Annotated in this window: 14 protein-coding genes; 9 read left to right on the top strand and 5 right to left on the bottom strand. The window is 73.0% G+C overall.

Features of this window, described 5'->3' with window-relative positions; translation table 11 throughout:
- Positions 1-35: 35 nt before the first annotated feature.
- Positions 36-1,568 (bottom strand): GTPase HflX, encoded by a 1,533-nt coding sequence (gene hflX, locus H9623_RS01160; protein WP_193718247.1) that lies wholly within the window; start codon positions 1,566-1,568, stop codon positions 36-38.
- A gap of 250 nt (positions 1,569-1,818) precedes the next feature.
- Here hflX and H9623_RS01155 point away from each other — a divergent pair, with 250 nt between their 5' ends.
- Entirely contained in the window at positions 1,819-2,493 is a 675-nt protein-coding gene (locus H9623_RS01155) for a class I SAM-dependent methyltransferase (RefSeq protein WP_321575190.1), read from the top strand.
- A 117-nt stretch (positions 2,494-2,610) separates the two neighbouring features.
- On the opposite strand, the gene dapF is transcribed toward H9623_RS01155, so the two are convergent.
- Together dapF and miaA are read right to left on the bottom strand one after the other, a co-directional pair.
- Positions 2,611-3,579: a diaminopimelate epimerase gene (dapF, locus tag H9623_RS01150; protein WP_193718246.1), complete on the bottom strand. Its 969-nt coding sequence runs from the start codon at positions 3,577-3,579 to the stop codon at positions 2,611-2,613.
- On the bottom strand, positions 3,576-4,529 hold the full coding sequence (gene miaA, locus H9623_RS01145; protein WP_193718245.1) for a tRNA (adenosine(37)-N6)-dimethylallyltransferase MiaA: 954 nt from the start codon (positions 4,527-4,529) through the stop codon (positions 3,576-3,578). The genes dapF and miaA overlap by 4 nt, the downstream gene beginning before the upstream one ends.
- Positions 4,530-4,723: 194 nt before the next feature.
- On the opposite strand from miaA, the gene H9623_RS01140 reads away from it, so the two are divergent.
- Both H9623_RS01140 and H9623_RS01135 read left to right on the top strand, forming a co-directional pair.
- Complete coding sequence (locus tag H9623_RS01140) at positions 4,724-5,224, top strand: type III secretion system chaperone family protein (protein ID WP_193718244.1); 501 nt, start codon at positions 4,724-4,726, stop codon at positions 5,222-5,224.
- Positions 5,225-5,303: 79 nt separating this feature from the next.
- Positions 5,304-6,068, top strand: coding sequence for a hypothetical protein (locus H9623_RS01135; protein WP_193718243.1), 765 nt, complete (start codon positions 5,304-5,306; stop codon positions 6,066-6,068).
- Here H9623_RS01135 and H9623_RS01130 read toward each other — a convergent pair.
- Entirely contained in the window at positions 6,055-6,774 is a 720-nt protein-coding gene (locus tag H9623_RS01130; protein WP_193718242.1) for a hypothetical protein, read from the bottom strand. The two genes, H9623_RS01135 and H9623_RS01130, sit on opposite strands and share 14 nt — an antisense overlap.
- A gap of 59 nt (positions 6,775-6,833) precedes the next feature.
- On the opposite strand from H9623_RS01130, the gene H9623_RS01125 reads away from it, so the two are divergent.
- Both H9623_RS01125 and H9623_RS01120 read left to right on the top strand, forming a co-directional pair.
- The gene (locus tag H9623_RS01125) at positions 6,834-7,478 is read left to right on the top strand and encodes a type III secretion system chaperone family protein (protein ID WP_227747949.1); all 645 of its coding nucleotides are present in this window, start codon (positions 6,834-6,836) and stop codon (positions 7,476-7,478) included.
- Positions 7,475-7,978, top strand: coding sequence for a type III secretion system chaperone family protein (locus tag H9623_RS01120; protein WP_193718241.1), 504 nt, complete (start codon positions 7,475-7,477; stop codon positions 7,976-7,978). Before H9623_RS01125 ends, H9623_RS01120 begins: the two co-directional genes overlap by 4 nt.
- A gap of 97 nt (positions 7,979-8,075) precedes the next feature.
- On the opposite strand, the gene miaB is transcribed toward H9623_RS01120, so the two are convergent.
- Positions 8,076-9,761, bottom strand: a complete 1,686-nt coding sequence (gene miaB / locus H9623_RS01115) for a tRNA (N6-isopentenyl adenosine(37)-C2)-methylthiotransferase MiaB (protein WP_193718338.1) — start codon at positions 9,759-9,761, stop codon at positions 8,076-8,078.
- Between the two features lie 147 nt (positions 9,762-9,908).
- On the opposite strand from miaB, the gene H9623_RS01110 reads away from it, so the two are divergent.
- From H9623_RS01110 to H9623_RS01095, 4 genes are all read left to right on the top strand, one after another.
- A complete protein-coding gene (locus tag H9623_RS01110) occupies positions 9,909-10,742 on the top strand; it encodes an amino acid ABC transporter ATP-binding protein (protein WP_193718240.1) in 834 nt (277 codons plus the stop codon).
- A gap of 256 nt (positions 10,743-10,998) precedes the next feature.
- Positions 10,999-11,862 (top strand): glutamate ABC transporter substrate-binding protein, encoded by an 864-nt coding sequence (locus H9623_RS01105; RefSeq protein ID WP_193718239.1) that lies wholly within the window; start codon positions 10,999-11,001, stop codon positions 11,860-11,862.
- Between the two features lie 114 nt (positions 11,863-11,976).
- Positions 11,977-12,666 (top strand): amino acid ABC transporter permease, encoded by a 690-nt coding sequence (locus H9623_RS01100; RefSeq protein WP_193718238.1) that lies wholly within the window; start codon positions 11,977-11,979, stop codon positions 12,664-12,666.
- Positions 12,663-13,577: an amino acid ABC transporter permease gene (locus tag H9623_RS01095; protein ID WP_193718237.1), complete on the top strand. Its 915-nt coding sequence runs from the start codon at positions 12,663-12,665 to the stop codon at positions 13,575-13,577. Before H9623_RS01100 ends, H9623_RS01095 begins: the two co-directional genes overlap by 4 nt.
- The last annotated feature ends 85 nt before the right edge of the window (positions 13,578-13,662 follow it).

The raw sequence follows: 13,662 nt of genomic DNA, 5'->3' as shown, positions 1-13,662 counted from the left end.
GTCCGGGCACGTGCCCGGACCCCGCCGACGCCGCGCTACGCGCGGACGGCGGCCGCGTTGAGCTCGAGCGCCAGCCCCTCGTCGACCCGGCCCAGGAGACGGGTGCCGGTCTCGACGTGCTCCTCGAGGTCGATCTCTCCCGTGAGGTGCACGCGGTTGACCAGGTCTCCGCGGTGGTAGGGCACCACGAGGTCGATCGACACGTCGGGCCGCGGCAGCTCGTCGGAGATGAGCTGGAGCAGGTCGTCGATCCCCTGCCCGGTGTGCGCCGAGACGACGATCGTGCGCCGCTCGCGCGCACGGATGCGGGCGACGACCGCGGGGTCCGCGATGTCGACCTTGTTGAGCACGACGACCTCGAGCACCTGGTCGATGCCCGGGATGTCCGCGAGGACGTGCCGGACGGCGGCGATCTGGCCCTCGGGGTCGGGGTGCGACGCGTCGACCACGTGCAGCAGCAGGTCGGACTGGCCGACCTCCTCGAGGGTCGAGCGGAACGCCTCGACGAGCTGGTGCGGCAGCGACCGGACGAACCCGACCGTGTCTGCGAGCGTGTACACGCGCCCGTCCTCGGTCTGCGCGCGGCGGACCGTGGGGTCCAGGGTCGCGAACAGCGCGTTCTCGACGAGCACGCCCGCGCCCGTGAGCGCGTTGAGGAGGCTCGACTTGCCCGCGTTGGTGTAGCCGGCGATCGCGACCGACGGGATCGCGTGACGCTTGCGCGAGGTCCGCTTGGTCTCGCGGGCGGGGGCCATGGCGGCGATCTCGCGACGGAGCTTGGTCATGCGGTCGCGGATGCGGCGCCGGTCGAGCTCGATCTTGGTCTCACCGGGTCCGCGCGAGCCCATGCCGGCCCCCGCGCCGCCGACCTGGCCACCGGCCTGGCGGGACATCGACTCGCCCCAGCCACGAAGGCGCGGGAGCAGGTACTCGAGCTGCGCGAGCTCGACCTGGGCCTTGCCCTCACGGGACTTGGCGTGCTGGGCGAAGATGTCGAGGATCAGGGCCGTCCGGTCGACGACCTTGACCTTGACGATGTCCTCGAGCGCACGGCGCTGGGAGGGGGCGAGCTCGCCGTCGATCACGACGGTGTCCGCGCCCGTCATGGCCACCACGGACGCGAGCTCCTCGGCCTTGCCCGAGCCCAGGTAGGTGCCGGGGTCGGGCTTCTGGCGGCGCTGGAGGACGCCGTCGAGCACCTGGGAGCCCGCCGTCTCGGCGAGCGCTGCGAGCTCGCGCAGCGAGACCTCCGCCTCGGCTGCCGCGGCGTCGCCGCTGCCCGTGTAGAGCCCGACGAGCACGACCTTCTCGAGGCGCAGCTGCCGGTACTCGACCTCGGTGACGTCCTCGAGCTCCGTGGACAGGTTCGCGACCCGTCGCAGCGCGGTGCGCTCGGCGAGCTCGAGCTGCTCTCCGTCGTGGATCGAGTGCTGGGTGCCTCCCTCGGCGCGCGCGGTCCCTGCCCGTGCGAGCACCCGTGCCACGACGTCTCCGGCGATGTCGCGCTCGGGGCGCTCGACCGTCTCCGGTGCCGTCTCGGGGGTGGGGTTCGCGGGGGTCTGGGTCATGGGCCGCCTTTCAGCTGAGGGTCCGGGCACCGGGTCCGTGCGACCTGGGCCGGTCGTGCCGGTCCGGGACGCCCGGTCGGCATGTCGTACAACAAGCGTGGCACGCCGGATCGTCCCGACGCGAACCAATTCGTCGTCGGGGCCCGCAGTTCATCCCAGGGCGCAGCGGCGGGTGCCCTGACGGGCCGGGGCCAGGGACGGGCCAGGGCCAGGACGTGGGCGCCGCGTGGGCCGATTAGGATCGATCCTCGTGACACCACCTCCCGACCTGCCCGCCGGCGACGCGCCCGAGCCCTCCCCGGACCACTACTTCACGGCGCAGCCGGCCTCCGCGGCCGAGCGCCGCGAGCTCACGGTCCGGCTCGCGGGCCGCGAGGTCACGGTCGAGGTCGCGTCGGGCATCTTCTCCCCCGGACGGCTCGACCTCGGCACCCAGGTCCTGCTGCGCTCGGTCCCCGACCTCCCGCCCGCGAGCCCCGGGCCCGACGGCGCCACGCACCTCCTCGACCTCGGCTGCGGCTGGGGCCCGGTCGCCCTGACCATGGCGCTCGAGCGGCCGGACGCGACCGTGTGGGCCGTGGACGTCAACGAGCGCGCGCTCGACCTGGTGCGCCGCAACGCCACCCGCCTGGGGCTGGGGAACGTGCGCGTGGTGCGGCCCGAGGACGTCCCGGCGGACGTCCTGTTCGCCGCGATCTGGTCCAACCCGCCCATCCGGGTCGGCAAGGAGGTGCTGCACGACATGCTGCTGCACTGGCTGCCGCGCCTGGAGCCCGGGACCGAGGCCTACCTCGTGGTGCAGCGCAACCTCGGGGCGGACTCGCTCATGGCGTGGCTGGACGAGCACCTGGACGACGAGCTGTCGGTGAGCAAGCTCGCGAGCGCCAAGGGCTTCCGGGTCCTCGAGGTCGCGCGCGCAGGCTGAGCACCCGCCGCACGGGCCATGCCGCGCACGAGCCGGCCACGGTCCGTCGCACGCCGGGCGCCCCGGTGCGCGACGCCGTCGGGCCGGGGACGCGTGCCGCTCGGCGCGGCGGCCCGCTCAGCGCGTGAACGCCGCGAGGTCCAGCTCGCCACCGAAGACGATCTCCGCGGGGCCGGCGAGCTCGACCCGACCGCCTTCGAGCGCGGTCACGCGCACCGTGCCGCCCGGCACGTCGACGAGCCACACGTCGGGCGACCCGGGGCCGCCCCACGCGCGGACCGCGAGCGCCGCGGCGCACGCGCCCGTGCCGCAGGACTCGGTCTCCCCGACGCCGCGCTCGTGCACGCGCATGCGCAGGCGCCCCACGACGGTGCCGTCGACCGAGACCTCCTCGCCGAGCGGGACCACGAGCTCGACGTTGGTGCCGTGCGGCGGCAGGGGCTGGACGGTGGGTGCCTGGGTGAGGTCGGCGGCGTCGAGCTCGTCCTCGTGCGGCAGCGCGAGGACCGTGTGCGGGTTGCCCAGGTCGACGCTCAGCGCGGGACGCGGGACGTCCCAGCCCGCGACGGCGACGGCCGCGTCGAACCCCTCGTCGAGCGCCGTGCGCCCGCCCGGCAGGAACCACGGCCCCATGTCGACGGCGTACCAGCCGCCCGCCTCCTTGCGCACGTGCTTCACGCCCGCGCGCGTCCCGACCGCGAGCACGCGCGGTGCGGCGGTCGTCTCGCCGTCCTCGTGGGCCGGCGCCTCCAGGTCCACGAGCCCGAGGCGCTCGGCGAAGGCCGCGAAGACGCGCACGCCGTTGCCGCACATCTCGGCGATCGAGCCGTCCGCGTTGCGGTAGTCCATGAACCAGATCGCGTCGGGGTCCTCCGCGAGGACCTGCGCGGACTCGGGCACGTAGGCCGTGGGGACGAGCCGGATCACGCCGTCGCCGCCGATCCCGGACCGGCGGTCCGCGAGCGCCCGCACCTGGTCGGCGTCGAGGTCGCGGCTGCCCTCGAGGTCCGCGAGGAGGACGAAGTCGTTGCGGGTCCCGTGGCCCTTGGCGAAACGGGTCGTGGAGCGGGTCGGCGGCTGGCTCATGAGCCCAGACTACGGCGCGTCGGACGGTCGTCGGTGCGCGCGTCCAGGGTGCCCTCGTCGGCGGCGCGGACGATCTCCAGGGCGTCGGCCAGGAGCGTCCCGGACTGCGCGTCGAGCCAGTGCACGCGCGGGTCGCGACCGAACCAGCCCATCTGCTTGCGAGCGAGCCGGCGCGTGTTCGCGGTGATCTGCTCGCGGGCCTCGTCCGCCGTGGTCTCCCCGCGCAGGTGCGCGAGGACCTCGGCGTAGCCGACGGCGCGCGCCGCCGTGCGGCCCAGGTGCGGCGCGAGCGCACGGACCTCGTCGAGCAGGCCGCCCGCCCACATGCGCTCGACGCGGCCCGCGACGCGCGCGTCGAGCGTCTCGCGGTCGCAGTCGAGCCCGATCTGTACCGCGGGGCGCACGTACTCCTGGCGCGGGAGGTTCGCCGTGAAGGGCTCTCCCGTGATCTCGATGACCTCGAGCGCACGGACGATGCGCCGCGTGTTGGCCGGACCGATCGACGTCGCGGCCGCGGGGTCGAGCCGGGCGAGCTCGGTGTGCAGGGCACGGGTCCCCTCGCGCTCGGCGCGCTCCTCGAGGCGCGCGCGGACTGCGGGGTCCGTGCCGGGGAAGTTCATCTCGTCGAGCAGGGCGCGCACGTAGAGCCCCGAGCCGCCCACGACGACGGGCCGGGCCCCGCGCGCGGCGATCGCGTCGAGGTCGGCTCGCGCCGCGGCCTGGTAGTCCGCGACCGACGCGTCGTCGGCGGGGTCCAGGACGTCGAGCTGGTGGTGGACGATCCCCCGACGCTCGCCGACGGGCACCTTCGCGGTCCCCACGTCCATGCCGCGGTAGAGCTGGTAGGCGTCGGCGTTGACGATCTCGGCAGGGGCAAGGGCCTGTGCGAGGTCGAGGGCGAGGTCCGACTTCCCGGTCGCGGTGGGGCCGACGACGGCGACGATGAGCATCCGAGAACCGTACCCGGCGGGCGCCGTGCCGGGCCCCGCCTCCCCCGCCGGGCGTCGTCCGACAAATCCACCCTGTCCCGGTGTGGGTGGTCGTGCGTAGGCTCCTCGGGACGGGCGGAGGGGTTGTCGGGTGTGCCCGGCCCCGCCGCCTCCTCCGCCGTACCGCAGCGGCACCCGACGACGAGGAACGAGACATGAGCTACTTCACCAAGCCCGACGACGCCGGCCTGGCCCGCAACGCCCCGCTCTCGCGCGACCGGGTCGAGGCCTTCCTGTCCGGCAAGGGCTGGCACTACGGGATCGACGACGACGGCGACCTGGGCGGCGGCTGGGACGGGAACGTCTTCTACTTCTTCGTCCAGGGGGACGAGCAGGAGATCCTGCAGGTCCGGGGGCGCTGGCACCGCACGCTGCCCGCTGAGGAGCACGTGGGAGCCGTCATGCTCGCCAACGACTTCAACCAGCGCAAGGTGTGGCCCAAGGTCTTCTGCCGCCTGGAGGGCGAGCGGGTCGCGTTCTACACGGAGGTCGCGACCGACCTGGAGTTCGGCGTCGCGGACGACCAGCTCGCCCAGCTCGTCGAGTGCGGCCTGTACACGGGCCTGCAGTTCTTCGAGCAGCTCGACGAGCGCTTCCCGGACCCGGAGGCGGACGCCTCCGACGCGAACACCTTCGTCGAGGACCGGCCGCTTTGACGAGCACGTTCCAGGTCGACCTGCACGGCGTCGTCGACCTGCTCGCCCGCCACCTGTACTCGAGCTGACCCGCGCCGCGGTGCTCGCCGCGAGCGACCCTGCGGGGGCCGCCGGCCTGTACCAGCGCGCCGCCGCACGGCTCGAGGTCCAGGGGGCGCTCGACGGGGCGGGCTTCGCGCTGGCCGAGGCCGCCCAGCTCGCGGCGGTCGAGCAGGACGTCGAGGGAGCCCTCGCGGCCTTCCCCCGTGCGGTGGCGCTCCTGCGGGCCGGCGGCGTCACCCCCGCGTACCGCGGCCCGGTCGTGCGCGCCTACGCCCGGCTCAGCGCTCGCGCGGGTGCTGCCGGGGCCGGGCTGACGGCCGTCGACAAGGTCCTGGCCGAGATCGGTACCCCGTCGACAGGCGGCGCCGTCGGTTCCGCGACCGGCGGTGCGGTCGTGTCCACGCTCACCGGGGACGCCGCGTCCGAGGGGACCGTCCCCGCGCAGGAGGACGGGACGGCCCACGAGCGCCTCGAGCTCCTCGACACCCGTGCCCGGCTCCTGGCCACGCTCGGGGAGCACGATCGTGCGTCCGCGGCCGCCGAGGCCGTCGCCGAGGAGTACGCCCGCTCGGGCGACCTGCGCGGCGCGGCGCACGCGTTCTGGCTCGCGGGGTCCGCGCGCGCCGCGGCGGGGGACCTCGAGTCCGCGGTCCCCGCGCTCGAGTCCGCGGTCGACGGGTTCCGGCTCGCGCACGACCAGGACGACCGGGCGCGCGTGGGCAACGAGCTCGTCGGTGTGCTGCGCAGGCTGGGTCGTGACGACGAGGCCGGCCAGGTGGCGGAGTCGGTCAGCCGCCGCTGACCTCGCGTCGCGGCGTGCGGAGCGTCGCCCGGTCCGGGGTCCCGGGTCGGGCGGCGCGCCCTGCGGCCCGTGCAGGCCGCGAGTCACGGACCACGACCGCCGGAGCACGGAACCTCACGACCTCGTAGACGCGTCCCTCGTACTCGCCCGTCGCCTGACGGGCGTCCCGGTGCCACACCGCGCCCAGCGCGTCGAGCACCGCGTGCTCGGCCGCCCCGGCCGCGCCCGCGTCCGCGGGGCGCGCTCCGCCGTCGGGCACGGGGGGCCTCCCCCCGGTGACGACGACCAGTCCCGTGCCCTCCTCCGCGAGGACGTCGCGCACGAGGCCGACCGCGGCCGCCGGGACCGTACCGGTGCCGAGCTCGACGACCTCGACCGGTCCCTCCCAGCCCGCCGCGTCGAGGGCCAGCAGGGCGACCGACGTCGCGACGCCCGCGACGGGCAGGTCCGGCTCCACCGGGCGTGGCGTCCAGCCCCACCACCGTGGAGCGACCCCGACGGCTTCCAGCCCCGGGCGCGCCGTGCCCCGGCGGTCGTCGGGGCGACGCGCACCGCAGTCCAGGACGACGACCCGGTGCGCGTACCGGGCCAGGTCGCGCAGGGCGTCGAGCGCCTGGGACCGCGGCTCCGCGAGGACCTCGGCGCTCCCCGCGACGCCCGGGACGAGCAGCGGGGTTCCGGGCAGGGCGACGGCGCGAACGATCACGCGCGCCACGCTACCCCGCGAGCAGGACGATCCCCAGCGGGCGCGGGTAGGGTGGGCACATGAGGTTCTTCGGCGGCAGACGGGGACACCAGGCAGGACGGGACGACTCGGGCGACCAGGGCAGGAAGGACGCTCCCGACGAGCACGCGCGGGACGAGGTCGGCGGCCCCTCCGGCGCCGCGCTCGACGACGCGGCCCTGCACGCCTCGGTCGAGAGCCTGCTGCTCCGCGAGCTCGGTGGCACCATGGTCGCCGACATCGAGCACGACAAGATCCCCACCCCCCTGCACCGCGCGCGCGTCCTCGAGTGGATCGCGGACGCCGGGTACAGCTACTTCATCGACGCGGAGGGTGACGTCGGCGGCCTGTGGCACGGGCGGCTGTTCTACTTCCTGCTGTTCGGCTCGCACACCGAGATCCTGCAGGTCCGGGGCCAGTGGAACCGGGACATCACGATCGAGCGCCTCGAGGAGATCCTCGAGTTCTGCAACGAGTGGAACGCCGACCGCATCTGGCCCAAGGCCTACACGCGCGTGCGCGACAACGGCATGGTCCACGTGTTCACCGAGGTCACGGTCGACCTGGAGCACGGCGTGAACGACGACCAGCTCGACCAGCTGCTCCAGTGCGGGCTGTCGACGGGCTCGATGTTCTTCGACGCGCTCGACGAGTTCTACCCGGATCCCGCGAGGTCGGCACCATGAGCCCCGCCCCCCGGACGAGCTGGCTCGCACGCCTGTTCGGCAACCACCGGCCCAAGCCCGTCGAGGACGTGCCCGTCGACGTCGAGCTGCCCACCCCCCTGTCGACCCGCCGCATCGGGGACTACCTGTCGCGACGCGGCTACCACTTCCGGATCGACGACGACGGCGACATCACGGGCACCTGGGACGGCAACCGGTTCTGGTTCCTGCTGCTGGGCGACCACGAGGAGATCCTCCAGATCCGTGGTCGCTGGTCGACGACCGTGCCCGTGACCTCGCGCCTCGCACTCCTGCAGGCCGTCAACGACTGGAACCGCGAGCGCATCTGGCCCAAGGTCTACGTCCGCGAGGAGGGCCAGGGTCTCGCGATGTACGCCGAGGTCTCGGTCGACCTCGAGCAGGGGGCGACCGACGACCAGCTCGGGCAGATCGTCTCGTGCGGCCTGGGCACCGCGGTGCAGCTCTTCAGCACGATCGGCGGGCAGCTGCCGCAGGTCTGAGAGGCTCCGCCACCCGGGACCGACGTGCCGCGCCCGGCCCGCGTCGCCCCCCGCGCAGAGTCCCGTCCACCGCTCGGACCCCGGCCTCGACGCCCCGTCAGGGGCGGCGCAGGCTCGGCAGTCCCAGGCTCACCGGGCCGCCCGCTGCGGGCGCGCCGTGCGAGTGACCGTGGTCGTCGCCGCCGCCCAGGCGGGTCTTCTCGCGTGCGACCCAGGCGTCGCCCGAGCGCGTACGGCGCACCGCGTAGGTGCCGACGCCTGCGGGGCCGGCCACCGCCGAGTCCGCGACCAGGTGGTAGGGCGCCGACCGGGTGACCTCGACCGTGACCATGTCGCCGGGACGGGGCAGGCGCGGGTCCAGGTCGTCGGCGAGGCGCGGGTCGTCGGCCGTGACGTCGGCGTCGGTGCGGCCGGCCATCAGGGTCACGACGTCGTCGGGCACCGCGAGGTGGACCAGGCGGTTGTCCGCCGCGCGACCGGTCAGGCGGTGCGTCGCGCCGTCCTTGCGCCCCGACCCCTCGGTCACGAGCACCTCGACCGTGCGCCCGACCTGCCGGGCCGACTCCTCGGCGCTGACCCGGTCCTGGAGCGCCTGGAGACGCTCGTACCGCTCTTGGACGACCTCCTTGGGCAGCTGGTCCGGCAAGGTCGCGGCCGGGGTGCCCGGGCGCTGCGAGTACTGGAACGTGAAGGCCGAGGAGAACCGGGAGGCCTCGACGACGCGCAGCGTCTCGGCGAAGTCCTCCTCGGTCTCGCCCGGGAAGCCCACGATGAGGTCGGTCGTGATCGACGCGTCGGGCATGGCCTCGCGCACCCGGTCGAGGATCCCGAGGAACTTCTCCGAGCGGTAGGACCGGCGCATGGCCCGCAGGATGCGGTCCGACCCCGCCTGGAGCGGCATGTGGAGCTGCGGCATGACGTTGGGCGTCTCGGCCATGGCCGCGATCACGTCGTCGGTGAAGGCCGCAGGGTGCGGGGACGTGAAGCGCACGCGCTCGAGCCCGTCGATCTCGCCGCAAGCGCGCAGCAGCTTGGCGAACGCCCCGCGATCGCCGAACTCGACGCCGTAGCTGTTCACGTTCTGCCCCAGCAGGGTCACCTCGATCGCGCCCTGGTCGACGAGCGCCTGGACCTCGGCGAGGACCTGCCCCGGGCGCCGGTCGCGCTCCTTGCCGCGCAGGTGCGGCACGATGCAGAACGTGCACGTGTTGTTGCAGCCGACGCTGATCGACACCCAGCCCGCGTACACGGACTCGCGCTTGGTCGGCAGGGTCGAGGGGAAGACCTGGAGGGACTCGGCGATCTCGACCTGCGCGGCCTCGTTGTGCCGGGCGCGCTCGAGGAGCACGGGCAGCGCGTCGAGGTTGTGGGTGCCGAACACGACGTCGACCCACGGCGCCTTCTCGACGATGCCCGACCGGTCCTTCTGCGCGAGGCACCCCCCGACCGCGATCTGCATGCCCGGGCGCCGGGCCTTGATCGACGCGAGCTGGCCCAGGTTCCCGTACAGGCGCGTGGCCGCGTTCTCCCGGACCGCGCACGTGTTGATGACGACGACGTCGGCACGGTGGGCGGCCTCGTCGGCCGCCTCGGCCCGCGTGTAGCCGGCCTGCTCGAGCATCCCGGCCATGTGCTCGGAGTCGTGCACGTTCATCTGGCAGCCGAGCGTGCGGACCATGTACGTCCGGGGCGCGTCGGACGCGACCGCGCTGCCGGCACCTGCGGGCACGTCGGCGGGACCCGCTGCGGGGCTGTCTTCGGGGCGGAGCGCGGTGGAGAACATCACCGTCAAGGGTACGGCGCCGCGCCCGACCTACCGAAACGCTCGTTCGCCGCGAGCCGGGACCAGCCGGGCATCTGTTGCCCGTCCGTTGCCGAACTGTTGCCGGAAACAGTGGCGTGCGCAACAAAACCCCCCTAGGTTCATGAAATGGACGCGCAACCGACCACCCCGAGCGACGCTCCCGACGCGTCGCCCACCGCACCCCTGCCCACACCCGACGCGCCCGCACGTGCCGACGAGCTCGGACCTCCGCTCGTCGAGCTCCACGGGGTCAACAAGCACTTCGGCGACCTCCACGTCCTGCGGGACATCGATCTCACGGTCCGTCGCGGCGAGGTGCTCGTCGTGATCGGCCCCTCGGGATCGGGGAAGTCCACCCTGTGCCGGGCCATCAACCGGCTCGAGACGATCGACTCCGGCACCATCGTGATCGACGGCGAGCCGCTCCCGGAGGAGGGCAAGGAGCTCGCCCGGCTGCGCGCCGACGTCGGCATGGTGTTCCAGTCCTTCAACCTGTTCGCCCACAAGACCATCCTCGACAACGTGACGCTCGGGCCCGTCAAGGTCCGACGGACCCGTGCCGCGGAGGCCAAGAAGGAGGCCCTCGCCCTGCTCGACCGGGTGGGGATCAGCGACCAGGCCGAGAAGATGCCCGCCCAGCTCTCGGGCGGTCAGCAGCAGCGCGTGGCCATCGCCCGGGCCCTGGCCATGCATCCCAAGGTCATGCTCTTCGACGAGCCGACCTCGGCGCTGGACCCCGAGATGATCAACGAGGTCCTCGACGTCATGGTCGCGCTCGCCAAGGAGGGCATGACCATGATCGTCGTGACGCACGAGATGGGCTTCGCCCGCAAGGCGGCCCACCGCGTGGTCTTCATGGCCGACGGCCAGATCGTCGAGGAGGCCCCACCCGAGGAGTTCTTCACGAACCCGAAGAGCCATCGCGCCCAGGACTTCCTGTCCAAGATCCTGACGCACTGACCGCCCCGCACCCCGACGCACCGACGCGTCACCCGGGACGGCACCCGCCGGCCCGGCTCGCACCGATCCGACACACCTCGCGACCAGCAGTCCCCTGACAGCACGGCAGCACGTACGGCCCACGGTCCCCGGGCTCGACGAAGAACCCGGACCCACCTGTAGCAACCGAACAGCTCGACCGGCAACGACCGCCGGGCGCAGCGGGTGACCACCAGGACTCCCGTGACGGCTCGGCATTGACGAAGAGGATGACAACATGCGCACACGTACCCGTACCGGAGGACTCGTCGCTCTCGCCGCGACCGCCGCACTCGCCCTGAGCGCCTGCGGAGGCGACGACAGCAGCGGCGGCTCGACCGAGGGCGGCGGCACCGCCAGCGGCGGCGGCGAGAAGATCACGATCGGCATCAAGTTCGACCAGCCGGGCCTGGGCTTCAAGGAGGGTGACACCTACACCGGCTTCGACACCGACGTCGCCCGCTACGTCGCGGAGAAGCTCGGCTACTCGGAGGACCAGATCGAGTGGACCGAGGCGCCGTCGGCCCAGCGCGAGACGCTGCTGAGCACGGACCAGGTCGACATGATCTTCGCGACGTATTCGATCACCGACAAGCGCAAGGAGACCGTCGCGTTCGCCGGACCGTACTTCGTCGCCGGGCAGGACCTGCTCGTCGCGGAGGACAACACCGACATCCAGGGACCCGAGGACCTCGAGGGCAAGAACCTCTGCTCGGTCACCGGGTCCACCTCGGCCCAGCGCATCAAGGACGAGTACGCCGCCGGGGTCCAGCTCCTCGAGCAGCCGGGCTACGCCGAGTGCGTCACGGCCCTGCTCTCGGGTCAGGTCGACGCGGTCACCACGGACGACATCATCCTGGCCGGGCTCGCGGCCCAGCCCGCGAACAAGGGCAAGGTCAAGGTCGTGGGTGCGCCGTTCTCGACCGAGCGCTACGGCGTCGGGATCTCGCAGAGCAGCGACAAGTGCGAGGACATCAACACCGCGATCACCGAGATGATCGAGGACGGCTCGTGGGAGGAGGCCATCACGGCCAACACCGAGGGCACCGGGTACACCCCGAACTCGTCGGAGAACCCGCCGACGCCGGACGCCTGCGCCTGACAGGTCCGCTGCCGGGCCGGGCTCGCGTCCTCGAGGACGCGGGTCCGGCCCGGCACCCGTCCCTGTCCGGTCTCGTGCGGCGTCCGCGCCGCATCTCGTGAAGGGTGACCCGTCGTGGGTGACTACCTCTCTCAGTTCCTGCGTCTCTTCGAGTCCTACGACGTGCTGGGCGCGTTCTGGGTCAACATCCAGCTCACGTTCTGGGCGGCGATCCTCGCCCTGGTGATAGGCACCGTGCTCGCGCTCATGCGGATCTCCCCGATCCCGAGCCTGCAGTGGGCGGGCGCGACGTACGTGACGCTGTTCCGCAACACGCCCCTGACGATCATCATGGTCTTCTTGACCCTCGGGGTCTGGGGGCAGCTCAAGATCCAGCTCGCCGACGACTTCCCGTCGAACTTCTTCCGCTTCGCTGTGCTCGGGCTGGCCGTCTACCACGCGGCGTTCGTGTGCGAGGCGATCCGCTCCGGGGTCAACACCGTGCCCCTGGGCCAGGCCGAGGCGGCCCGCGCGATCGGCCTGTCGTTCCTGCCGGCGGCGCGCATCGTGATCCTGCCGCAGGCGTTCCGCGGCTCGGTCGCCCCGCTCGGCAACGTGCTCATCGCCCTCATCAAGAACTCGACGGTCGCAGCCGCTGCCGGCGTCGCGACGGAGACCTCCAGCCTCATGAAGACCATGATCGAGTTCGACTCCGACGTCATCATCGCGATCTTCCTGACGTTCGCGATCGGGTACGTGATCCTCGTGATCCCGGTCGGCCTCGCGACGACGACGCTGTCCCGCCGCCTGGCGGTGAAGCGATGAGGGCGCAGCAGCAGACGGTCCTGTTCGACGCGCCGGGGCCCCGGGGTCGCCGGACCATCGTGATCGGCAACGTGATCGGCGCGGTCGTGGTCGCCGGCATCGCGGCGTACGCCCTGGTCCTGCTGGGGCGCGAGGACCAGCTGACCGCGGAGAAGTGGCAGCCGATCTTCACGGCTGACGCGTGGGAGAACTTCTTCCTCCCCGGCATCGTCGACACCCTGCGCGCCGCGGGCGTGGCGATCGTGGGGGCGATCGTGTTCGGCCTGCTGTTCGGCATCGGGCGCCTCTCGGCGCTCCGGGCGGTCCGCTGGCTCTCGGGTCTCGTGGTCGAGTTCTTCCGGGCGGTCCCTGTCCTGCTCATGATGATCTTCTTCTGGCTGTTCCTGGCCCAGCTCAAGGTGCCCGACGCGCCGTTCTGGGCGGTCGTCATCGCCCTGGTCCTGTACAACGGCTCGGTGGTCGCGGAGCTCGTGCGCTCGGGGGTCTACGGTCTGCCGAAGGGCCAGCACGAGGCGGCTCTCGCGGTGGGCCTGACGCGGGGGCAGTCGCTCCGGTCGGTCGAGGTGCCGCAGGCGCTCATCGCGATGCTGCCCGCGCTGGTCTCGCAGCTCGTGGTGGTCCTCAAGGACACCGCGCTCGGCTACATCATCACGTACACCGAGCTGCTCCAGGAGTCGCGCCGGCTGGGGTCGGCGTACGGCAACATCCTCCAGGCGCTGCTCGTCGCGGCGGTCCTGTTCATCACGATCAACTACGTGCTCTCGAAGGTCGCCGAGATCCTCGCGCGCCGGCTCAAGGGGCGGACCGCGGGTCCGGTCCGGGCGGCGACGCCCGGCCTCGCGGTCGGGGCACGCGGCGCGGCCCCGGTGGGGACGGCACCTGCCCCGGCCGCACCTCCCGCGCCCAGGTAGCAGCCCGTCGCAGCCCGTCCTCCGGGCGAGCAGCACAGCACAGGCGTCCCGGGTCGTCACGACCCGGGCCGCCTGTGCCGCGTCG

It is taken from the genome of Oerskovia douganii, from assembly GCF_015142735.1.
Taxonomy (GTDB): Bacteria; Actinomycetota; Actinomycetes; order Actinomycetales; family Cellulomonadaceae; genus Oerskovia; species Oerskovia douganii.
Note: the sequence above shows the minus strand (reverse complement) of the source record. Positions and strands in the feature narration are given on the sequence as shown.

Bases quoted from the DNA above. Each gene is read 5' to 3' on its own strand.
- hflX (WP_193718247.1), bottom strand. From the start codon at position 1,568: ATGACCCAGACCCCCGCGAACCCCACCCCCGAGACGGCACCGGAGACG.
- dapF (WP_193718246.1), bottom strand. From the start codon at position 3,579: ATGAGCCAGCCGCCGACCCGCTCCACGACCCGTTTCGCCAAGGGCCAC.
- miaA (WP_193718245.1), bottom strand. From the start codon at position 4,529: ATGCTCATCGTCGCCGTCGTCGGCCCCACCGCGACCGGGAAGTCGGAC.
- H9623_RS01140 (WP_193718244.1), top strand. From the start codon at position 4,724: ATGAGCTACTTCACCAAGCCCGACGACGCCGGCCTGGCCCGCAACGCC.
- H9623_RS01125 (WP_227747949.1), top strand. From the start codon at position 6,834: ATGAGGTTCTTCGGCGGCAGACGGGGACACCAGGCAGGACGGGACGAC.
- H9623_RS01120 (WP_193718241.1), top strand. From the start codon at position 7,475: ATGAGCCCCGCCCCCCGGACGAGCTGGCTCGCACGCCTGTTCGGCAAC.
- miaB (WP_193718338.1), bottom strand. From the start codon at position 9,761: ATGTTCTCCACCGCGCTCCGCCCCGAAGACAGCCCCGCAGCGGGTCCC.
- H9623_RS01110 (WP_193718240.1), top strand. From the start codon at position 9,909: ATGGACGCGCAACCGACCACCCCGAGCGACGCTCCCGACGCGTCGCCC.
- H9623_RS01105 (WP_193718239.1), top strand. From the start codon at position 10,999: ATGCGCACACGTACCCGTACCGGAGGACTCGTCGCTCTCGCCGCGACC.
- H9623_RS01095 (WP_193718237.1), top strand. From the start codon at position 12,663: ATGAGGGCGCAGCAGCAGACGGTCCTGTTCGACGCGCCGGGGCCCCGG.